Source organism: Vreelandella subglaciescola, from assembly GCF_900142895.1.
Taxonomy (GTDB): Bacteria; Pseudomonadota; Gammaproteobacteria; order Pseudomonadales; family Halomonadaceae; genus Vreelandella; species Vreelandella subglaciescola.
In genome coordinates this window covers 1,999,421-2,021,114 of record NZ_LT670847.1, presented here as the reverse complement: position 1 = coordinate 2,021,114, position 21,694 = coordinate 1,999,421, and the positions used below count along the sequence as shown (strand labels likewise).

The following is a 21,694-nucleotide window of genomic DNA, read 5'->3' as shown; positions in this document are numbered from 1 at the left end:
TCATGGCAGCAGGAAACGTAGTCGCGCCAGCTGATTATATCCAGCACCACTTGCAGAACCTGACATTCGGGCTGCATCCGGACAACGGCTGGTCGTTTGCACAAAACGCCGCAGAGGCTAGCGACATGGGCTTCTGGGCTATCCACGTTGACACCATGGGCTGGTCCATCGCCATGGGTTTTCTGTTTATCTGGCTGTTTCGCAAAGTGGGCAACGCTGCGACAACCGGCGTGCCCGGCATGATGCAGAACATCGTCGAAATCACGTTCGAGTTTATCGAAGGCCTGACCCGCTCTACCTTCCGTAACGAAAACCCCATTATCGGGCCGCTGGCACTGACGCTGTTCGTCTGGATCCTGATGATGAACACGCTCAAGATCATTCCGGTCGACTACTTCCCCGGCGTGTTCGCAAGCCTGGGCGTCGATCAGATGAAAATCGTGCCGACCACCGATCTCAACGCCACGTTTGGCATGGCGCTGGGCGTGTTCCTGCTGGTGCTTTACTACAACTTCAAGATTAAAGGTGTCGCCGGCTTTGCCCGCGAGCTGTCGCTCAAGCCGTTCAACCACTGGGCGCTGATCCCGTTCAACCTGCTGCTTGAAGTTGTCGCGCTGCTGGTTCAGCCGTTCAGCCTTGCGATGCGTCTGTTCGGCAACATGTTTGCCGGCGAAGTGATCTTCATCCTGATCGCCCTGCTGCCGTTCTGGGCTATCTGGCTGTTGGATGTGCCCTGGGCTATCTTCCACATTCTGATAGTCACCCTGCAGGCCTTCATCTTTACCGTGCTGTCCGTTGTGTACCTGAACGCTGCACACGAACGCCATTAACCAAGCAACACTTTTAAACCCATAACCTGACCTAACCTCTAGGAGTACTACCATGGAACTCATCTACGTTGCCGCTTCCCTCATGATCGGCCTGGGCGCTTTGGGCACCGGCATTGGCTTCGCCATCCTGGGTGGCAAGCTGATCGAAGCTACTGCGCGTCAGCCGGAAATGGGTGATGAGCTGCAGGTTAAAACCTTCCTCATGGCAGGTCTGCTCGACGCCGTGCCGATGATCGGCGTTGGTATCGCGATGTACCTCATCTTCGTTGTTGCCGGTTAAACAAGTTTGACCGGGCGCTGGCCGCTCGGTTTTGTTTCACTCCGGTCGCCACGAACTTGTCAGAGGTACACCCCTGTGAATATCAACATGACGCTAATCGGGCAGACGATCGCCTTCGCGATCTTTGTCTGGTTTTGCATAAAGTATGTGTGGCCGCCGATCAGCAATGCGCTCCATGAGCGCCAGAAGAAAATTGCTGATGGTCTGGACGCAGCCAGCCGTGCATCTCGCGACCTTGAAATGGCGCAAGAGCAGGCAGAGAAGACGCTGCGTGAAAGCAAAGAGCAGGCGTCGCAGCTTCTCGAGCAGGCGAATACCCGTTCCGCGCACATTGTCGAAGATGCACGCGAGCAGGCTCGCGCCGAAGGCGAGCGCATGATTACCGGTGCTCGCTCCGCTATCGAGCAGGACATGCAGCGCGCTCGCGAAGAGCTGCGCGCCCAGGTCGCCCATCTTGCGGTACTCGGCGCCGAGCGCGTGCTGGAAGGTGCTGTCGACGAGAAAGCGCATCGCAAGCTGCTTGATGAGCTGGCTGCCGAACTGTAAGGAGGTGAACCATGGCGGAACAATTTACCGTCGCTCGTCCTTACGCCAAGGCAGCGTTTGAATATGCGCGCGATCACGATGCGCTACCGGCCTGGTCTGACGCACTGACCCTGCTGGGTCAAGTGACGCTCGACGCAGATGCGAGCCGTCTGCTGAGCAGCCCCCGGCTGGCCAACGAGCAGAAAGTCGCCTTTCTGACCGGCCTGCTGGCGGACGGCAAAGCAGCCAAGGGAGCAGGGAAAGGCCTCGAGCGTTTCCTTGCCAACCTGGCGGGGCAGCATCGCCTCGGCGCCCTTGGCGCCATTGCCGCTCAGTTTGAACAGCTGCGCGCGGAGCACGAGCAGCGTATCGACGTAAACGTGACGTCAGCCTTTAAGCTCGATGAGAAGCAGCAAACGACGCTGCTCAACGCGCTTAAAAAACGTCTGAATCGCGACATCTCTATTACCACTCAGGTGGACAAGTCGCTGATTGGCGGCGCCATCCTGCGCGCCGGCGATACCGTTATCGACGGCTCGGTGCGCGGTCGATTGAACCGCCTTTCCGAAGCGCTGACCACTTGAGTTTGAGGGACATGGCATGCAGCAACTGAATCCTTCCGAGATCAGCGACATCATCAAGCAGCGTATCGAGAAGCTTGACGTCGCATCCGAAGCCCGTAATCAGGGCACCATCGTCAGCGTTTCCGACGGTATCGTGAAAGTTCACGGCCTCGAAGACGCGATGTTTGGTGAAATGATTGAATTTCCCGGCAGCATTTTCGGCATGGTGCTCAACCTTGAGCGCGATTCCGTTGGCGCTGTAGTACTGGGTGACTACCTGCAGCTTGAAGAAGGCATGGTCGCTCAGTGCACCGGCCGCATTCTTGAAGTGCCGGTCGGCCCCGAACTGATTGGCCGCGTAGTTGACGCGCTGGGTAACCCCATCGACGGCAAGGGCGACATCAACGCCAAGATGACCGACGCGGTAGAAAAAGTCGCGCCCGGCGTTATCACCCGCCAAAGCGTTGACCAGCCGATCCAGACCGGTTTCAAGGCGATCGACGCCATGGTGCCGATCGGCCGCGGTCAGCGTGAGCTGATCATCGGTGACCGTCAGATCGGTAAGTCGGCGATTGCCATCGACGCCATCATCAACCAGAAAGGCAAGGGTGTTACCTGCGTTTATGTGGCCATCGGCCAGAAGCAGTCGACCGTTGCCAACATGGTGCGCAAGCTCGAAGAGCACGGCGCGATGGAGCACACCATCATCGTTGCCGCCGGCGCTGCCGACCCGGCACCCATGCAGTTCCTCGCGGCCTACGCCGGTTGCACCATGGGCGAATACTTCCGCGACCGTGGCGAAGATGCCCTGATCGTGTATGACGATCTGTCCAAGCAGGCCGTGGCGTACCGTCAGGTATCGCTGCTGCTCCGCCGTCCGCCGGGCCGTGAAGCCTACCCGGGCGATGTGTTCTATCTCCACTCGCGTCTGCTCGAGCGTGCCGCTCGCGTGAACGTCGACTACGTCGAGAAGTTCACCAACGGTGAAGTGAAGGGCAAGACCGGTTCGCTGACCGCGCTGCCGATCATCGAGACCCAGGGCGGCGACGTGTCCGCGTTCGTTCCGACCAACGTGATTTCGATCACCGACGGTCAGATCTTCCTGCAGACCGATCTGTTCAACTCAGGGATCCGTCCGGCCATCAACGCAGGCCTTTCGGTCTCGCGCGTGGGCGGCTCGGCGCAGACCAAGATCGTCAAAAAGCTCGGCGGCAACATTCGTCTGGCGCTGGCGCAGTATCGCGAGCTGGCGGCATTCTCGCAGTTTGCCTCGGATCTTGACGAAGCCACGCGTAAGCAGCTTGAGCACGGTCAGCGCGTGACCGAGCTGATGAAGCAAAAGCAGTATTCGCCGATGTCCGTGGCGCAAATGGCGCTGTCGCTGTATGCCGCCAACGAAGGCCATCTGGACGACGTTGACGTAGCCAAGGTGCTGGACTTTGAAAACGCCCTGCACGACTACGCCAAGGCTGAGCACGCAACGCTGCTGGATCAGATCAACGAATCTGGCGACTACGGCGATGAGATCAAGGCTGGCCTGAAGTCGGTTCTTGAACAGTTCAAGGCCACTCAGACCTGGTAAAGCGCCTGGCTCACCTTGCAGGGTGAGCCTGCCTTCTTCTCTGAGAGCCACGAACGAAAGGTAGATCGCTATGGCAGCTGCAAAAGAGATACGCACCCAGATCGGGAGCATCAAAAATACGCAGAAGATCACCAGCGCCATGGAAATGGTCGCTGCATCGAAAATGCGTAAAGCACAAGATCTGATGAAGGCCAGCCAGCCTTACGCCCGGCAGATCCGCAACGTGGTGGCCCACATTGCCGATGCCAACCCCGAGTACAAGCACGCCTATACGGTGGCGCGTGACGAGGTCAAGCGCGTCGGTTATATCGTGGTGTCGTCGGATCGTGGTCTTTGCGGTGGCTTGAATACCAACCTGTTCAAGACCGCGGTGAAAGACGCCGCCGCCTGGCGTGACCAGGGCGCAGAGCTCGAGTTCTGTGCGCTGGGCAGCAAGGCGAGCAGCTTTTTCAACAAATATGGCGGCAAGCTGGTGGCAGCCAAAAGTGGCCTGGGTGAAACACCCCGGGCCGACGATCTGATTGGTAGCGTCAAGGTCATGCTCGAAGCATATGACGAAGGCCATCTCGACCGCCTGTACGTGGTGAATAACGAATTCGTTAACACCATGACGCAGCGGCCGACGGTGCGCCAGCTTCTGCCGTTGTCGTCCGACGTGGGCGACGACGAGCAGGATCAGGAAAATGCCCGTCCCCGAAGCTGGGACTACCTGTATGAACCGGATGCCAAGGCGTTGCTCGATAGCCTGCTGGTTCGCTTTATCGAATCGCAGGTATATCAGGCGGTTGTGGAGAACGGCGCCTGCGAGCAGGCGGCGCGCATGATTGCCATGAAGAGCGCCACCGACAACGCCGGCGACCTGGTCGACGATCTGGAAATGGTATACAACAAGGCCCGTCAGGCCGCCATTACCCAGGAAATTTCTGAAATCGTCGGCGGTGCCGCTGCCGTATAACGCCTCGGGAGGTACTACCTCCCGGCACACAGGTTTCATTTGCAGGTTTTAAAGAGGAACCAAGATGAGCGGACATATCGTACAAATCATCGGCGCGGTGATTGACGTAGAGTTCCCGCGGGACTCGGTGCCCAGGGTCTACGACGCGCTGGACGTCTCCCAGTCCGAGACGGTTCTGGAAGTCCAGCAGCAGCTGGGCGACGGCGTCGTGCGCACCATCGCCATGGGCACCACCGAAGGGCTCAAGCGCGGCACTGAAGTAAGCAGCACCGGTGCCGCAATTTCTGTCCCCGTGGGCAAGGCCACCCTTGGCCGCATCATGAACGTACTCGGTGAGCCCATCGATGAGGCGGGCGAGATCGGCGAAGAAAAACGCATGCCGATCCACCGCAAGGCGCCGGGTTACGCCGACCAGGCAGCGTCTGAAGAGCTGCTGGAAACCGGTATCAAGGTCATCGACCTGATATGCCCCTTCGCCAAGGGCGGTAAAGTTGGCCTGTTCGGCGGCGCCGGCGTGGGTAAAACCGTCAACATGATGGAGCTTATCCGCAACATTGCCACCGAGCATAGCGGTTACTCCGTGTTTGCCGGCGTGGGCGAGCGTACCCGTGAGGGTAACGACTTCTACCACGAAATGACCGACTCCAACGTTATCGACAAGGTATCGCTGGTCTACGGCCAGATGAACGAGCCGCCGGGTAACCGTCTGCGCGTGGCGCTGACCGGCCTGACCATCGCTGAAAACTTCCGTGATGAAGGCGGCGACGTACTGCTGTTCGTGGATAACATCTACCGCTATACGCTGGCGGGCACCGAAGTATCGGCGCTGCTGGGTCGTATGCCGTCCGCGGTGGGTTACCAGCCGACGTTGGCCGAGGAAATGGGCGTTCTGCAGGAACGTATCACCTCGACCAAAGATGGCTCGATCACCTCCGTGCAGGCCGTTTACGTGCCCGCGGATGACTTGACCGATCCGTCGCCGGCGACCACCTTCTCGCACCTGGACGCCACCGTGGTACTCGCGCGTTCGATTGCCGAGCTGGGTATCTACCCCGCGATCGACCCGCTGGACTCAACCTCGCGTCAGCTGGACCCGCAGGTTGTCGGCGATGAGCACTACGCCATTGCCCGCGGCGTGCAGGGCGTGCTGCAGCGCTACAAGGAGCTCAAGGACATCATCGCGATTCTGGGCATGGACGAGCTGTCTGACGAAGACAAGCTGTCCGTTTCCCGGGCGCGTAAAATCCAGCGCTTCCTGTCGCAGCCGTTCTTCGTTGCCGAAGTCTTTACCGGTTCACCGGGTACGTACGTGTCGTTGAAAGACACCATCGCCGGTTTCCAGGGCATCCTGAACGGTGAATACGACGAGCTGCCGGAGCAGGCCTTCTACATGGTCGGCACTATCGACGAAGCCGTCGAGAAAGCCAACAAGATGCAGAAGTAATCCCGTTCACCAGGGGGATTCGCCATGGCGAATAGCTTTACTTGCAATATCGTCAGCGCCGAAGCATCCATCTACTCAGGCAGCGTTGAGCAGGTGATTGCTTCAGGCACGTCGGGTGATCTCGGCGTTTTGCCGGGGCACGCCCCGCTGCTGACGTCGTTGAAACCGGGGCCGGTACGCGTGAAGTTTGACGGCGGCAACGAGGAAAACTTCTTCGTTTCCGGCGGCTTCATGGAAGTGCAGCCTGACGTGGTTACGATCCTTGCGGACTCGGCCATTCGTGCGCACGACCTCGACGAGGCCGCCGCCGAAGAGTCACGCCGCGAGGCGCTCAAGGCCTTTAACGACAAGTCTGCCGAGCTTGACTATACTCGAGCGTCCGCAGAGCTTGCCGAGGCCGTTGCCAAGCTGCGTACTATCCAGCTGTTGCGCAACAGGGGTCGCTAGCCACACCAGGCAACCCGGCCAGACCCACGCCCCTTGAGTCCCTCGACGGATTCAAGGGGCGTTTTTTTTGTCTGTTAAGATAGCCACAAACGCATGCTTGCGATCACGCTATTGTTTGAACGACCTGTTCTGCTGATACACCTACCGCTTGGAGGATAACCATGGCACTTAATGATAATACCCTGGAAGCGGTAAAAGATGATCTGCTGGCCCTGATTGCCCCCACGTCACAGGCCGACGATGCGGCACCGGCCGATATGCCCGGTCGCGAGGCGGTGGCTGATCGGCTCAGCGAGATCCGTTCGCCCGACATCGGTGAGGTGCTGGAAACCCTGATCGAGGAAGACGACGCCCTCGACGTGGCGGTGACCACGCTGGACATTCTGGCCACCGACCGGGCGGCCAACGTGCTGGGCTATCTGCCCGGCGACTATCAGCTGCTTATCGTGGGCACGCTCGACGATAGTCAGGTGTTGAAGCTGCTCGAAGAAATGGGCTCGGATGAGCGTGCCGACCTCTTCAACCTGCTGGATGACGACCGCCGCGAAGCGCTGCTGCGGCGCATGGCCCGCAAGGAGCGGGAAGAACTCAAGCGCCTGGCCAGCTATGAGGAAGGCTGCGCCGGCGCCATCATGACCTCTGACTATGTGGCCATCGCCAGCGGCATGACGGTATCCCAGGCGCTGATGCGCGTGCGCCAGACCGCCCCGGACGCGGAAACGGTCTACCAGCTTTACGTGCTTTCAAACGACGGTGAGCTGATCGGCACCATGTCGCTGCGCCAGCTGATGGTGGCGCGCCCCGGCGCGGTGGTGGACGACATCATGATCAAGGATGTGATCAGCGCCGCGGTGGATGAGCTGCAGGAAGAAGTGGCGCGTATCGTGGCGCGCTACGACCTGATCGCGCTGCCGGTAATCGATATCGACAACCGTATGGTCGGCATCGTTACCCACGATGACGCCATGGACGTGGTTGAATCCGAGGCCACCGAAGATATCCACAAGGGGATGTCCATCGGCCAGCTGGAAGACGGCATCAGCCGTGTACCGCTGTGGACACTTTACCGCAAACGGGTGATGTGGCTGGTGCTGCTGGTATTTGCCAACCTGTTTTCCGGTGCCGGCATTGCCTACTTTGAAGACACCATTGCCGCCCAGGTCGCGCTGGTATTTTTCCTGCCGCTATTGATCGGCAGCGGTGGTAACGCCGGCGCCCAGGCGGCCACGCTAATGGTGCGCGGCATGGCCACCGGCGATGTGGGCGGGAAGGACTGGGGCAAACTGCTGGGGCGCGAACTGCTGGTGGCCGGCTCGCTGGGTCTGACCATGGCGATCGCGGTGACGCCGATCGGCATCATGCGCGGCGGCGACGCAGTCGCATTCATCGTGGCCACCAGCATGATTACCATCGTGCTGTTCGGCAGCCTGCTGGGGATGTGCCTGCCGTTTGTGCTGGAGCGCTTCAAGATCGACCCGGCCACGGCTTCGGCACCGCTGGTGACAACGCTGATCGACGCCTCCGGCGTGGTGATCTATTTCAGCATCGCCACGGCCGTGTTGTCCAACGTCGCCGGCTAGCCGGTGGCGCTGCTGGTGGCGCGGGTAATCAGCAGTATTTCGACGTTGCCCAGCCATTCGACGTCGTCGGCCAGCGCCTTGAGCTGGCTGGCCAGGCATTGCGGCGGCTGCTGAATCTCATCGCCGATGATCAGCGAGACCGAGACCTGGCCGTTCAGGTAGTGCAGCTGCAGCTCGGCGCGGGTGCGCCATATCGGATTGGCGTACCAGCGTTCGTCCAGCGTCGCTTCGACCTCGGGGCGTAGCGGCAGGCCCGGCAGGCGGCTGGGATCGCCTTCGCCGGCGTCGTCTTCGGGATCGACGTGGAAGGTGACGTCGGTCAGCGCGGGAAAGGCATGGCGCAGGCGACGGCTGACTTCGTTGCCGATTTCGTGGGCTTCCGAGACGCTGACGCGTTGCGCGACCACCACGTGCAAGTCGACCATCACCCAGCCGGCCGACTGGCGGGTGCGCAGGTCGTGCACGCTCTCGACGCCCGGCACGCTCTCGGCAACCTCATGCATCTGCTGCTGAGTGTCATCGGGCAGCGCGGTATCCACCAGTTCGCGGGCGGATTCCCAGAGCAGATCCCAGCCGACTTTCCCCACCAGCAGGCCGACGATAATCGCGGCCACGGCGTCGACCCAGCCCAAGCCAAACTGCGCGGCAATCATCGCCACCAGCACCACTACGGTCGACAGAGCATCGCTGCGCGAATGCCAGGCGTTGGCTTCCAGCAGCCTGGATTTGACCCGCTTGGCCACGCGCAGGGTGTAGCGAAAGATCCACTCTTTAGAGAGCAACGCAAGGCCGGCAAGCAGGATCGCCCAGATGCCCGGTGCGCCGATGCCTTCGCCGCTGAACAACCGCTCAAGGCTCGACCAGGCAATGCCGCCGGCGACAAAGATCAGCACGCTGCCCAATAGCAGCGTGGTCAGCGTTTCGATGCGGCCATGGCCGTAAGGGTGATCGTGGTCGGGCCCCTGGCGGCCGTAATGAATGCCCGCAAGGACAAAGGCGTCGGTAACCAGATCGGAAAACGAGTGGATGCCGTCGGCAATCAGCGCCGCCGAGCCGACCCAGGAACCGACAACAACCTTGGCCACGCTGAGTACGCCGTTAAGCCAGGCACCCACATAGGTAACGTGTTTGGCTTCGCGGCTCATTTGTTCTGCCTGGGTGTCGGCATTAGCGCTCATAAATAACCTTTAACAACGTGCAGCGCTCCTCGTGGCGCGGCGGCCCATTGTAGCGCAACACCCTACCATCGCGCAGCTGGGCAGGGCGGACAATGCGGCGGCAGACGTGTATTCTTGGGCGCCAGTTATTCACCGTCAACGAATGGTTTTTTTCTAACTGGTTTTCTCTTACTAATTTCCTCAGGGTTATGCATGGATTGGTTACAGGTCATCGTATTAGCCGTGGTGCAGGGGTTCACCGAGTTTTTGCCGGTATCGAGTTCGGCCCATTTGATTCTGGTGCCGGCGTTAACCACCTGGGAAGACCAGGGGCTGGCGTTCGACGTAGCCCTGCACATGGGCAGCCTGCTGGCGGTGATCGCCTATTTTCGCCGTGAGATTTTTGCCATGCTGCAAAGCAGCTTTGCCGCGCTTAAAGGCAAGGCCGTGGATCGCGATGCCCGGCTGGCGCTGGGGGTGGCGCTGGCCACGCTGCCGGTCTGTGTTATCGGCCTGCTGCTGCACGACGTGGTGAAGGATAACATGCGCTCCACGCTGATTATCGGCGTCGCGCTGATCGGCTTTGGCCTGCTGTTGGGCTACGCCGATTGGGGCCATAAAGGCAGCCGCGACGAGTATCAGCTGCGCTGGCGCGATATCGCGCTGATCGGCCTGGCCCAGGCGCTGGCGCTGATTCCCGGCACGTCGCGCTCGGGTATTACCATCACCGCCGCGCTGATGCTGGGCATGAGCCGTGAGGCCGCAGCGCGGTTTTCCTTTCTGCTTTCGATCCCCGTGATCGTGCTGGCCGGCGGCATGGAAGCCATCACTCTCGGTCGCCAGGCCGCGCCGGTTGACTGGCTGACCCTGCTCTCGGGCACGGCGCTTGCGGGCATCAGCGCCTATCTGTGTATCCACCTCTTTCTGGCGTTCATCAAGCGGCTGGGCATGCAGCCCTTCGTGATCTACCGCATTGTGCTGGGCGTATGGCTGCTGTGGTTGTTTTATGGCTAAGCGGTTCAGACAGCAGCAATTTAGGGTTAAAAGGGTTAGACAACAGGACAGGTAATCAACATGCGACATATAACCGTCAGGGCACTGGCAGCAGGGCTTGGTCTCATCGCGCTGGCGCTGGTTGCCGGCTGCTCTCAGGGCGAGCAGACGCTGACTACGCCGGTCAGTTTTGAAGGCGGCGTATTTGGCAGTTTTTATCAGGTCAGCGTGTCGGACCCGCTGACCCAAAGCGACGCCGACGCGCTGGAAGAGGGCTTTCTGGCCGAGCTTGAGAGCGTCGATGAAGCCATGTCGACCTACCGCGACGACAGCGATCTGGTGGCCTTCAATCACGCGCCGCTGGACGAGTGGCAAACGCTGCCGGCACCGCTGATCAAGGTGATGGCGATCAGCCAGCAGGTGGCCCGGCAAAGCGACGGCGCCTTTGACGTGACCATTGGCGGATTGGTCAACCTGTGGAGCTTTGGCCCCGAAGCCGAACCCAAGGCAATTCCTGACGAGGACGAGCTTGACGCGCGCCTTGAACAGGTGGGCTTTGACGCCCTGAACGTCGATACCGATGCCAATCGGGCGCGGCGTACCCGGGACGTATTCGTCGACCTTTCCGCCGTGGCCAAGGGCTACGGCACCGACCGCGTGGCGCATTACCTTGACCAGCAGGGCATTGAGAACTATCTGGTTAATCTGGGCGGTGACCTGATCACCCACGGTTATCGCGACGCTGACGCGCAAACGCCCTGGCATATCGGCATTGAAAAACCTCAGGCAAAACAGCGCAGCGCGCAGTACGTGATTCCCCTGTCGGATATGTCGGTGGCCACCTCGGGCGACTACCGCAACTATTTCGAGCAGGACGGCCAGCGCTTTTCGCACACCATTGATCCGCGCACCGGGCGGCCGATTACCCACTCGCTTGCCTCGGTTACCGTGGTGCACCCGTCCAACGCCCGGGCCGACGCCTGGGCCACGGCAATGACCGTGCTGGGCGATAAGGAAGGCATGGCGCTGGCTCAGGCGCTGGATCTCAAGGTGCTGATGCTGATCCGTGATGGTGACAGCTGGCAGAGTCTGGCAAGCCCCGCCTTTGCCGCGTTTTTCGGCCGCGAGTTTATGGCGGATCATCAGATCAAGGTGGCTGACGAGCCCGCCGCAGACACACAAGGATAATCCCATGCATGATGAGTTGGATGTTGTCGTTCTCGCCGCCGGCAAAGGTACGCGCATGCGCTCCAGCCTGCCCAAGGTGCTGCACCCGCTAGCCGGCAAGCCAATGGTGCGCCACGTGCTGGATACGGCATATGGCCTGTCCCCTCAGCGCACCCACGTGGTGATTGGTCACGGTGCTGACGTGCTGCGTGAAGCGTTGGCCGAGCTACCGGTACGCTTCAGCGTACAGACCGAGCAGCGGGGCACCGGCCACGCGGTAGCGCAAACGCTGGATCACCTGGGGCACGGCAAGGTGCTGGTACTGTACGGCGACGTGCCGCTGATCCGCCGCGACACCCTGTCCGCGCTGCTTGAGCGCGTCGACGAGCAGCATCTGGGTCTGTTGACCGTAACGCTGGATAATCCCGACGGCTACGGGCGCATCGTGCGCAACGCGGCCGGCAGCGCGGTGGCTATCGTCGAACAAAAAGATGCCAGTGCCGATCAGCTGACGTTGACCGAATGCAATACCGGCATCATGGCGATGACCGCCGCCCAGCTGAAACGCTGGCTGCCGAAGCTGTCGGCCGACAACGCCCAGGGCGAATATTACCTGACCGACGTGATCGCCATGGCTGCCGCCGAAGGCGTGAGCGTGTCGACTGCTCAGCCGGCGACCCAGGTCGAGGTCGAAGGGGTCAACAACCGCGCGCAGATGGCGCACCTTGAGCGCGCCTGGCAAGGCCGCTACGCCCGGCAGTTGATGGCCGAGGGCGTGGCGTTGGCCGACCCCGCGCGGCTGGACGTGCGCGGCACGCTGACCTGCGGCCACGACGTGTTTATCGACGTGGGCTGCGTGTTTGAAGGCGATGTCAGCCTGGGCGAGGGCGTACACATCGGCCCCTACTGCGTGATTAAACATGCCACCATCGGCGCGGAAAGCGTGGTGGAAAGCCACAGCGTGCTGGAACACTGCGTAGCGGCCGGACGCAACCAGATTGGCCCCTACGCGCGGCTGCGCCCGGGCACACGCCTGGCGGTTGCCGCCAAGGTGGGTAACTTCGTTGAAACCAAAAACGTGGACGTTGGCGAAGGCAGCAAGATCAATCATTTAAGCTACGTGGGCGACGCCACCCTGGGGCGCGGGGTGAATATTGGCGCGGGCACCATCACCTGCAACTACGACGGCGCCAACAAGCACCGCACCCGGATCGACGATTACGCCTTTATCGGCTCCAATACCGCACTGGTGGCGCCGGTGAACGTGGGCCGGGGCGCCACGGTGGGCGCCGGCTCGACCATTGCCCGAGACGTTGGCGACCATGCGCTGGGCATTACCCGCGCGCCCCAGCGTGAAAAGGCCGACTGGCCGCGCCCCGCCAAACGTGACTGAGACTGTTTTTACGCATTGACGATTACGGCTGAACAAGGAGAAACGCCATGTGTGGCATTGTCGCCGCCGTTGCCCAGCGCAACGTTCAAGGTATATTGCTGGAAGGCCTCAAGCGCCTGGAATATCGCGGCTACGACTCTGCCGGCATGACGATAATGTGCAATGAAGCGCTGACCCGCCACCGCGCCGTGGGCAAGGTCGCAGCGCTCGACGCCTGTCTGCAGCAGGAGCCGCTGCCGGGCACCGCCGGTATTGCCCACACCCGCTGGGCCACCCACGGCAAGCCCACTCAGGCAAATGCGCATCCGCACCATAGCGACGCCCAGGTCGCGGTAGTGCATAACGGCATCATCGAAAATTTCGAGGCGCACCAACGGCGCTTGCAGGCGGATGGCTACGTCTTCACCTCGGAAACCGATAGTGAAGTCATCGCCCACTTGCTGGCGGAAACGCTGACGGCCGGCGTCACGCTGTTTGCCGCGGTGCAGCAAATCATGCATACCCTGGGCGGCGCCTATGCGCTGGGCGTGATGAGCCCGCAGGAGCCTGGCGTAGTGGTCGGCGCGCGTCAGGGCAGCCCGCTGGTGGTGGGTGTGGGCATCGACGAAGCGTTTCTGGCGTCCGACCCGCTGGCGCTGCTGCAGGTCACCGACCGCTTTATTTACTTGGAAGAAGGCGACATGGTCGAGCTGGGCGCCGGCGGCAGTGTGCGTATCGTCGACCATAGCGGAAAAGCCGTCGAGCGCCCTATTCACGTCTTCGAATACGCCGACGGCGTGGCCAGCAAAGGCGACTACCGCCACTTCATGCTCAAGGAAATCTTCGAGCAGCCCAAGGTGATTAACGCCGCGCTTGAAGGCCGGCTGGGCGAACACAGCGTACTCGCCGAAAGCTTTGGCCCCGATGCCCAGGCGCTGCTGGCCAACACCCGCCAGATCCACATTATCGCCTGCGGCACCAGCTACCACGCTGGCCTGGTGGCACGCTACTGGCTGGAGCGCTACGCCGGCGTGCCGGTGCAGGTTGAAGTGGCCTCGGAGTTTCGCTACCGCCACCCGGTGGTGCCCGAAGGCACGTTGTTCGTCACGCTCTCCCAGTCGGGTGAAACCGCCGATACGCTGGCCGCGCTGCGCTTTGCCAAACGGCTGGGCTACATCGGCTCGCTTGCCATCTGCAACGTGCCGGGCAGCTCGCTGGTGCGCGAATCCGATCTGGCGCTGATGACCCGCGCCGGCCCAGAAATTGGCGTCGCCTCGACCAAAGCCTTCACCACCCAGCTGGTCGCACTGATGCTGCTGACCCTGGCGCTAGACAAAACCCTGGGTAAAGACGCGCGCGACAGCGACGGTACCAAACACGCTGACATCGTCGCGGCGCTGAAAACGCTGCCCGACATCTGCCGCCAGGTGCTCGCGCTGGACGCCGACATCGAAGCGCTTTCCCAAGCGTTTGCCGAAAAGCACCATGCGTTGTTTCTCGGCCGCGGCGCGCATTTCCCCATTGCCCTGGAAGGCGCGCTCAAACTCAAGGAAATCTCCTACATCCACGCCGAAGGCTACCCCGCCGGCGAGCTCAAACATGGCCCGCTAGCGCTGGTGGACAGCGAAATGCCGGTGATTTCCGTCGCCCCCAACGACGACCTGCTAGGAAAGCTCAAGTCCAACCTGCAGGAAGTCCGCGCCCGCGGTGGCCAGCTGTTTGTGTTCGCTGACGAAAATGTGGGCATCGACGACACCGAGGACGACGTTTGCGTACTGCACCTGCCCCACGTTCACGAAGCGCTGGCGCCGCTGCTTTACACCCTACCGCTGCAGCTTCTGAGCTACCATGTTGCAGTGCTCAAAGGCACCGACGTTGACCAGCCGCGCAACCTGGCCAAAAGCGTCACGGTGGAATAGGTTTATGCTCTGATGTCATGCGCTTTCCGTGTCAGAATAGCCAGGCCACTGAATTTTCTTTGATGCTCAAATGATTGGAAATTCCGATGAAAGAAAGCGCATTTCAAATTGCCTTACGAACCTACGAACCACAAGTCAAGCGTCATACTCACTCATTCGTTCAGACTATCGTGCCGCTACGCGGCGCGATGGAGATTGAAATTGATGGTCGAGGGTCTCGTCTTACTCCGAGTTCCGTCGCGGTACTTCCGCCGGGAGCGACTCACGACTTTGAAAGTACGCACGATGGCCAATTTCTTATCCTCGAACTCAGCGGTAGTGCCTTGATCGAGTCTTGGTTAACGCCTGACCTTTGTTCATTGCGGCAGATCACACCGACTGCTTGGCGCTATATGCAATTTTTGGCCTCCGAGGCTGTTCTGAAGGAAAGTCGGATGTTGGCGTCGGTAAACGTATTGGCAACCGTCCGTGAGCTGTTGATAGATGCGAAAAAATCGTCAAATGCTGTGGCACCGCCGCATCCTCGCGTGGAAGCTGTTTCTCGTAGACTCACAGAGCAAGCCTGTTTGCCGCTTAATATGGCTGAACTGGCAAGAGACTCAGGCCTTTCGGTTAGCCGCTTCCATCAACTGTATCGTAGCGCCTATGGTCAGACACCGAAGCAGGCTCAGCTCGATGTTCGGCTGAAATGTGCCGTGGAGCTTTTGTTGAACTCACGGCTATCGGTATCTGCTATTGCTTACGAACTTGGTTATGAAAATGTTTCATCCTTCACAAACCTGTTTAAACGACGCTTTGGAATGACACCCGCGAAATTTCGAGTGCCAAGAAAGTAAAAAACTCGCGAGCTTTGCCTAATGCCTCCGCCTCCTGTCTCCCGCTAAACTGCTGGTGAATGACAAGGAGGATAAAATATTGAAAATTACCTACTCCACCTCTTGGTACAAGCAATACGAAATAGCTAGCAGCAACGATGGCCTGAAAAAAATTTTGGAACATGCAGCTTTCGAAGAATTGCTTGCTGATTTTACCTGCCATGGTGATAGTCTGGATATCGGCACGGCCACTGGCCGATATATGCGCGTCGCTGATGAGCTGGGTTTTTCGGCTTATGGTATTGACAATTCCCCGCATGCTGTATCTATTACGCAAGAATATATTGGCTACTGGGGAATGCCTACTGAACGTGTCCATTTAATGGATGGGGCCTCGATGGGGTTTAAAAATGAATGCTTTCAATTAGTGACATGTATGATGAGCACTATTTCCCATTCCTATGATTATCTTGCTATTTTGACGGAGGTTTCTAGAGTGTTAGCGTTAGATGGAATTTTTGTCGTTTCGATCTGGCAACCAAACACTCGTTTCGGTGGTTTTTTAGCAGTAAATACATCTGATATTAACAATAAATTGAAACTTTTGTGTGAGGAAATAGGTTCATTAAATTTGGTTTTGAATGCAGCAGGATTAGAAGTCATAAATAAAAAAGATGCCATTTTTTTTGATAGTGATTTTTATTTTTCTTGCCAATCAGATTGTTGTGAAAAGATGGAAAATTATTATAAAGAGTCCATTATATTGGATCAAAGGCTGCGCAATGAAAATGATGGTCAAGGTGGTGAGCTTGGAATATATCTGTGCCGCAAGCAGACGGTTTGATATGCCAATAGGTATGCTTTACATTGCTTTGGCGGCTTCAAGCTGGGGTACATTGGGGATTCTGGCTTCAGGACTCATCGCTGTCGGTTTCAATGGTTTTGAGGTGGCCGCATTACGCGTACTTCTTTCGGCCTGTGTTCTGCTTGTCATATCACCACGAGTGTTGAGACCGCATCTGGCAACAATACGGAGGCATTGGCCAATCCTTTGCATTCACTCCCTGATAGGCGTGTTTTTCTATAACGTGCTGTATTTCATTGCCATTGAAGAAGTTGGCGTGACTTTCTCTGTTGGGCTGTTATACACCGCACCAATTTGGGCCCTTGTCTTTTCGATTTTTATATTGGGAGAACGACTAAGCTGGTTACGCAGCCTGTCGGCACTGGGTGCTTGTACTGGCGTAATGCTTACCCTGGGTGTAGGTGGAGTGGGTTCGACTCCATCGGTAATGGGGGTTTTGTTAGGCCTCGCAGCTGGCGCTACTTATGCCCTTTATCCGGTTATTGGCAAGCGAGCGATATACCATGTGCCACCAACGGTATTGCTATTCAGTTCTTTTTTGATCAGTGGTTTGGCTTTTGCTTCTACTCCCCCGGCATGGGATGGTGTAGCGCGACTCATGGAAAGCGAAAGCTTGTCCGTCTGGATGCTATTATTGACGATGAGCCTATTTGGTACCATTTTTTCCTATTTCTTGTTTACGCGAGGAATTAAAATGGTGCCTGCTTCATCAGTAGGCGTGGTTACCACCCTCGAGCCACTAGTTGCGATTGTATTGGCTAGTGCTTTACTGAACGAGCATTTAACCATTCTACAATACTTCGGCATATTTTTGATTGTTCTATTTAGCATACTGAGCGGCTTGCTAAATAAGCAACGTTAGAGAGGCTGGGCGGCTGCAGCGCGAAGGGAGGGGAGGATGTCAACCAGCAGCAGACCGAAGAACGGAGGATAGGAAATCCAACCGCTTCCTTCGCAGTATCGCCGCGGTCAATTCGTCAGTTCAAATGGGATACCCTCGTCGGCAATACAGACTACCTCCAGAGCAAAGCTCCGTTGAAATTCCTATCCTCACGCTCTTCGCCCTGGCCTTGCTGGCCAACGATGGCCTGATGGCTCTGCTGGGCTACATCCTGACCGGCGGCACCCTGGCACTGGTGATTTTCAACCTGACCTGAGAAGAACTTCCTGGCCGGGGTGTCTCGACCCTGCCCTTGGCGCTCACTTGACGGTGATCCTGTTCTCGACCTCGCTGCCCGAGCCTTGCTCACGCGCGATGGCTTCAGCCCGCTCGCGCTGATCCTCGGTCTCGACGAAGCCCTCCAGGATGACGCGCTCGTCGCTCATGTCCACGTCGATGGCCGCACCGGCGAGGTCCGGCTCCTCGAGAAGCAGGGCCTTGATCCTCACCGCCTGGGGGGAATCCTGATGTTCGAGCCGCGCGGATTCGTTGATGGGGGTGTCGGCGCAGCCCACGAGGAGTGCCGCTGCCAGCAGGGCGCCGATCCAGTCGCGTCGGTTCATGGTCCACCTTCCTCGCCTCGGATCGCCTCGCGAGAGCGACTGACCAGCCCCTCGCAATACGCCATGTCGGGATCGTCGCCCGCTCCCAGCAAAGGCAGGAGCGCGGCAATGGGTCCGCCGATGGCGCCGAGCACAGCACTGGCCCCGGCGCGCAACCCTAGCCCCAGGCCGCCACCATGAACACCGGGCTCGATATCATCGAAGGTGCCGCCCAGATGAAAGGGCGCGTGCCCGGCAAAGACACTGGGATCCTTGGGGTAGGCGAAGATGGAGATATCCAGGCGTTCCGTGTTCAGGTCCACCTCGCCGCCGGCCGTGAAGGTGGTATCCAGGGTATCGATGACGAAGGTATCCAGTTTGGCGACACCGCTGCGCGCCTGCAGGTCGGCATAGGCGCATTCGATGGGCACCGGATCACGCCCGCGCGCCCAGCTGAGAAACGCCTGGAGGGTGTCGAGTCCGGCCAGCTCCACGAGCACCGCATCCAGCCTGCCGCCTTTCATCAGCAGGAGCAGGCCACCGTCAGCGGACGCCAGAAGATCGGCGACCGATCGACCCTCGATCCAGAACTTGCCGCGCCCCCCGACGATACCCACGCTTTCATCGGCAAGGCTAAAGACCAGCAACGTTCGATACACAGTCGCATGTTCTCCACAGAGGGTGGTATTCGTGAAGATCCTGCTACCGGTAGTGCTGCAGCAGCGTTGGCAGGATACCTCGCAGTCGCTATGCCATGTTCTGATCCATGCAGGTGGGAAATCCATCAGGGCATAGAGATGGGTCGCCCCAGCCTCATTTTCGCCGAAACAGAGCGAAACGATAATGCTTCACTGATCCGTATTGCCGGGCAGGCAGTGGTCGTCGGTAGCGGCACGCTACATACGGGATTGGCATAACGTTCATGAAGCTAACCAAGTAAAAAATATCCTCTTGATTCGCATGAAAAATGTGTCGGAAAGGAAAGAGCCTTATTTGAACGCCCAGTTTTATTATGAATCCACAGCGATATCAGTCGCTCAGACGGTGACGATGTACGGCCGGCCGGCGGATGTCTCGATATTTGCGTCGGGGCCGGTAATTACCACGTCAAAATCGTCGAGGGTGGCGAAATAGGCCGGGCGGACTACCCCTGCCTTGGTATCGTCGGCCACCAGCAAGCGCTGCGTGGCGCAGGCAATGGCGGCCTGCTTGGGCGCTACTTCATGGAAGTGGAAGCAGCTTATCCCCTTGTCGGCATGCATCCCCGCGGCGGAAATGAAGGCCTTGTTGATACCCAGGCGGGCAAGGCCTGGCGCAATATCGTTGCCGGCGAACGTTTGCGACGAGTGATGATACATACCGCCCAGCAATATCAGGCGTACGCCGGGCAGCTGGGAGATGGCGTTGGCCACGTTGAGGGCATAGGTGACGACGGTCAGCGAACGCTCTTGGGACAGGCCCGACACCAACGGCATGAGGGTGGTGCCGCAGTCGATAAACAGCGTATCGCCATCCTCGATGTAATCCGCCGCCGCCTTGCATAGCTGCTGCTTGGCTCGGGTCTGACGATCCTGCTGGGTGGGCAGATCGTAGAGCGGGGTAAAATGCGGGTTGTCAGTGCGTATCAGGCGGCCGCCAATCAATGCCAGACCGCTGCCCGTGGCCGCCAGATCGCGACGAATGGTCATCTCTGAAACACCACAGAGTCGGGCGGCCTCGGGCAGGCGCAGTGCACCTCCCTGAGCCAGCATATTGACCAGCTGTGCCATGCGCCGAGCACTGCGTTCGTTCATGTGAGAATTTCCCGAAATCAGATGCCGGCCCCGTTCTGGCCGGTATTTACTGAGGCTATCCGAGACCGTCACGACCTTCGAATGAGCACGAATTATTAATTTTGTTAGAAAAATAACACTATGTGTTATAGGTTTCACCTTAGGTACTGTAAAGCGTCTTTATCTGGACAGCCGTGTTGCTTATTACAACAAAAGTGGACTTCACCATGCCTCGATCCATCGGTAGTTTTCAACCCAGTTGTCCAAATAGCCACGTTTAAGCGGCCAGTTTATTGAGCTCTATTTCCTGTTGCTTGCCAGGATTGAGCGATACCGATCCGGTGGCCTCCCAGCGTCGGATATCGCCCGACCAGCGCCCGGGATTCAGGCGCTTGGCACGTTCATATACGGCTTTTCGGTGGGCCAGGCGCTGGGTATCCACGCCTCGATGCCGGTCGGCGGGCGTAACGAAGTTGATGCCGCTGTGAAGGTGCTGTTTGTTATAGGCGTGCTCGAACGTCAACATCCATTTACGCACGGCGGCCAGCGATGCAAAGCCCTTTGTGGGCCACGCCGGGCAGTATTTGACGGTGCGGAACAGCGCCTCTGAATAAGGATTATCGTTGCTCACCCGGGGGCGGCTGTGGGACATCAGCATACCCAGTTCCGCCAGCCTAGCGCGCAGAGTGTACGAGGTCATCGGCGCACCGTTATCCGAGTGCAAAATTGGTGGCGTGTGCCAGCAGCTTTCACGCAATAGAGCGCGCTCCACCAGTTGCTTCGCCAAGTCGCCGGACTCGTTGTCATACACGTCCCAGGCAATGATCTTGCGACTGTAGACGTCCATGATCAGGTAAAGGTACCAGTGCTCGCCACGGACTACAGAGGGGCAGTAGCTGATGTCCCAACTCCACACCTGGTTCGGGCCCGAGGCGGTAAAACTGGTCGGCTCAGCGAGCTTTCGGGCCGGTTTCATGCGGCCTCGGTGGTTTAGCTGTTGGTGCTTTTTCAGCACCCGATAAAACGACGATTCCGAGGCCAAATAACGGCCTTGGTCTGCCAGTCGCGGGACTATTTGCGACGGTGGCAAGCTCCGGTATTCCGTTTGGCAGCAAGTGGTTAGAATCGCCTCTTCTTCCGCTTGAGTCAGCTGATGGGCCTGCACAACCCGCACGGCCTGTGAGCGCTGATCCGTGGTCACATCGCCATTGGCCTGCCGCCAGCGTTTTAACGTGCGCTGGCTTAGCCCCATCAGTTCTGCCGCCTTGTAGCGAGCGGCGCCACCAGCTACCGCTTCATCAACGTCTTGTAGCAGCCTTGTACGTTCGCTCAACGGCGTCAGTTGTCCTCGTTGTCCGGGTCTTCGCCGTACAAGGCTTCGAGCTTTTTTGACAGCACCAGTAACGAGGTCGTCTCCGCCAAGGCCCGGTCTTTACGGCGAACCTCCGACGTCAGCTTCTTGATCGTCTGGCGGTCTTCTTTACGCTGTTTTTGGGCCGTTTTTTCCTGATCTTCGTGCCGATCGGCGCCTTGGAGGCAGGCGTCTTTCCAGCGCTGCACCTGCTCAGGATATACGCCCTTTTCCCGGCAATAGGCGCCAAGCTCGGTCTCCGACAGGGGAGCTGTTTCAATCACCACGGCCAGCTTGGCATCAGCAGACCAATCGTCTCCGGTCTTACGGTTCCCTGGCACAGGCACTCCTTGTTGTCGGCATGTTTTCAGCCAACCATACAGGGTTGCGTTCGCTATGCCTTCCTCGGCGGCGACCGACGCCACACTACGGTTTTCTGGCGGTAATAGTTTCTTCAGCACCGCGGCTTTACGTTCCTTGGAATAACGTGGCATGAACCATCCTATGCCGCCCATTCTGATGTTAATTTAGGCGAAATCGCCAGCTGGACAACTAGGCTGACAGAGGGGGCCATCTCCCGCGCCGCCGTGCTCTT

The 21,694-nt window shown here is 58.9% G+C and carries 23 protein-coding genes; 18 read left to right on the top strand and 5 right to left on the bottom strand.

The window, feature by feature from the left end; all coding sequences use genetic code 11:
* Positions 1–2: 2 nt before the first annotated feature.
* The 9 genes from atpB (at position 3) to mgtE (ending at position 8,206) form a co-directional block, all read left to right on the top strand.
* Entirely contained in the window at positions 3–830 is an 828-nt protein-coding gene (gene atpB / locus B5495_RS09450) for a F0F1 ATP synthase subunit A (RefSeq protein ID WP_079553243.1), read from the top strand.
* Positions 831–882: 52 nt separating this feature from the next.
* Positions 883–1,110 (top strand): F0F1 ATP synthase subunit C, encoded by a 228-nt coding sequence (gene atpE, locus B5495_RS09445; protein WP_079553241.1) that lies wholly within the window; start codon positions 883–885, stop codon positions 1,108–1,110.
* 75 nt (positions 1,111–1,185) lie between these two features.
* Entirely contained in the window at positions 1,186–1,656 is a 471-nt protein-coding gene (locus B5495_RS09440; protein WP_079553239.1) for a F0F1 ATP synthase subunit B, read from the top strand.
* An 11-nt stretch (positions 1,657–1,667) separates the two neighbouring features.
* Positions 1,668–2,219 carry a F0F1 ATP synthase subunit delta gene (locus B5495_RS09435; RefSeq protein ID WP_079553237.1) on the top strand — a complete coding sequence of 184 codons (552 nt, stop codon included), beginning with the start codon at positions 1,668–1,670 and terminating at the stop codon, positions 2,217–2,219.
* A gap of 16 nt (positions 2,220–2,235) precedes the next feature.
* Positions 2,236–3,780 carry a F0F1 ATP synthase subunit alpha gene (gene atpA / locus B5495_RS09430; RefSeq protein WP_079553235.1) on the top strand — a complete coding sequence of 515 codons (1,545 nt, stop codon included), beginning with the start codon at positions 2,236–2,238 and terminating at the stop codon, positions 3,778–3,780.
* Positions 3,781–3,850: 70 nt separating this feature from the next.
* The gene (gene atpG / locus B5495_RS09425) at positions 3,851–4,735 is read left to right on the top strand and encodes a F0F1 ATP synthase subunit gamma (protein ID WP_079553233.1); all 885 of its coding nucleotides are present in this window, start codon (positions 3,851–3,853) and stop codon (positions 4,733–4,735) included.
* Between the two features lie 64 nt (positions 4,736–4,799).
* Positions 4,800–6,179, top strand: a complete 1,380-nt coding sequence (gene atpD / locus B5495_RS09420) for a F0F1 ATP synthase subunit beta (RefSeq protein ID WP_079553231.1) — start codon at positions 4,800–4,802, stop codon at positions 6,177–6,179.
* 24 nt (positions 6,180–6,203) lie between these two features.
* Entirely contained in the window at positions 6,204–6,626 is a 423-nt protein-coding gene (locus B5495_RS09415; protein WP_079553229.1) for a F0F1 ATP synthase subunit epsilon, read from the top strand.
* Positions 6,627–6,787: 161 nt separating this feature from the next.
* A complete protein-coding gene (gene mgtE / locus B5495_RS09410; protein WP_079553227.1) occupies positions 6,788–8,206 on the top strand; it encodes a magnesium transporter in 1,419 nt (472 codons plus the stop codon).
* Here the strand turns inward: mgtE and B5495_RS09405 are convergent.
* Complete coding sequence (locus B5495_RS09405; RefSeq protein WP_079553225.1) at positions 8,203–9,384, bottom strand: cation diffusion facilitator family transporter; 1,182 nt, start codon at positions 9,382–9,384, stop codon at positions 8,203–8,205. The genes mgtE and B5495_RS09405 overlap by 4 nt on opposite strands.
* A gap of 192 nt (positions 9,385–9,576) precedes the next feature.
* Here B5495_RS09405 and B5495_RS09400 point away from each other — a divergent pair, with 192 nt between their 5' ends.
* The 8 genes from B5495_RS09400 (at position 9,577) to B5495_RS14815 (ending at position 17,651) form a co-directional block, all read left to right on the top strand.
* Entirely contained in the window at positions 9,577–10,377 is an 801-nt protein-coding gene (locus B5495_RS09400) for an undecaprenyl-diphosphate phosphatase (RefSeq protein ID WP_079553223.1), read from the top strand.
* A gap of 60 nt (positions 10,378–10,437) precedes the next feature.
* Positions 10,438–11,544: an FAD:protein FMN transferase gene (locus tag B5495_RS09395; RefSeq protein ID WP_079553222.1), complete on the top strand. Its 1,107-nt coding sequence runs from the start codon at positions 10,438–10,440 to the stop codon at positions 11,542–11,544.
* Positions 11,545–11,548: 4 nt separating this feature from the next.
* Positions 11,549–12,916, top strand: a complete 1,368-nt coding sequence (gene glmU, locus B5495_RS09390; protein WP_079553220.1) for a bifunctional UDP-N-acetylglucosamine diphosphorylase/glucosamine-1-phosphate N-acetyltransferase GlmU — start codon at positions 11,549–11,551, stop codon at positions 12,914–12,916.
* 47 nt (positions 12,917–12,963) lie between these two features.
* Entirely contained in the window at positions 12,964–14,814 is a 1,851-nt protein-coding gene (glmS, locus tag B5495_RS09385) for a glutamine--fructose-6-phosphate transaminase (isomerizing) (protein ID WP_079553218.1), read from the top strand.
* An 86-nt stretch (positions 14,815–14,900) separates the two neighbouring features.
* Positions 14,901–15,650: an AraC family transcriptional regulator gene (locus B5495_RS09380; RefSeq protein ID WP_079553216.1), complete on the top strand. Its 750-nt coding sequence runs from the start codon at positions 14,901–14,903 to the stop codon at positions 15,648–15,650.
* 79 nt (positions 15,651–15,729) lie between these two features.
* Positions 15,730–16,473, top strand: coding sequence for a class I SAM-dependent methyltransferase (locus B5495_RS09375; RefSeq protein ID WP_172824548.1), 744 nt, complete (start codon positions 15,730–15,732; stop codon positions 16,471–16,473).
* Positions 16,412–17,356 (top strand): DMT family transporter, encoded by a 945-nt coding sequence (locus B5495_RS09370; protein ID WP_172824547.1) that lies wholly within the window; start codon positions 16,412–16,414, stop codon positions 17,354–17,356. The genes B5495_RS09375 and B5495_RS09370 overlap by 62 nt, the downstream gene beginning before the upstream one ends.
* A 124-nt stretch (positions 17,357–17,480) precedes the next feature.
* Entirely contained in the window at positions 17,481–17,651 is a 171-nt protein-coding gene (locus tag B5495_RS14815; protein ID WP_197685615.1) for an exopolysaccharide biosynthesis protein, read from the top strand.
* Positions 17,652–17,694: 43 nt separating this feature from the next.
* On the opposite strand, the gene B5495_RS09365 is transcribed toward B5495_RS14815, so the two are convergent.
* Both B5495_RS09365 and B5495_RS14685 read right to left on the bottom strand, forming a co-directional pair.
* Complete coding sequence (locus B5495_RS09365; RefSeq protein WP_079553117.1) at positions 17,695–17,997, bottom strand: BON domain-containing protein; 303 nt, start codon at positions 17,995–17,997, stop codon at positions 17,695–17,697.
* Positions 17,994–18,635, bottom strand: a complete 642-nt coding sequence (locus B5495_RS14685; RefSeq protein ID WP_172824546.1) for a hypothetical protein — start codon at positions 18,633–18,635, stop codon at positions 17,994–17,996. Before B5495_RS14685 ends, B5495_RS09365 begins: the two co-directional genes overlap by 4 nt.
* Before the next feature lie 6 nt (positions 18,636–18,641).
* Between B5495_RS14685 and B5495_RS15130 the strand changes: the two genes are divergently transcribed.
* On the top strand, positions 18,642–18,893 hold the full coding sequence (locus B5495_RS15130) for a PhzF family phenazine biosynthesis protein (RefSeq protein ID WP_154045255.1): 252 nt from the start codon (positions 18,642–18,644) through the stop codon (positions 18,891–18,893).
* A gap of 120 nt (positions 18,894–19,013) precedes the next feature.
* On the opposite strand, the gene B5495_RS09355 is transcribed toward B5495_RS15130, so the two are convergent.
* Positions 19,014–19,769, bottom strand: a complete 756-nt coding sequence (locus B5495_RS09355; protein ID WP_079553208.1) for a DeoR/GlpR family DNA-binding transcription regulator — start codon at positions 19,767–19,769, stop codon at positions 19,014–19,016.
* Between the two features lie 256 nt (positions 19,770–20,025).
* A protein-coding gene (locus B5495_RS09350) for an IS3 family transposase (protein ID WP_231897150.1) occupies positions 20,026–21,593 on the bottom strand; the annotation gives its coding sequence in 2 pieces (ribosomal slippage) (positions 20,026–21,105 and positions 21,108–21,593; 1,566 coding nt in all).
* Positions 21,594–21,694: the final 101 nt, after the last annotated feature.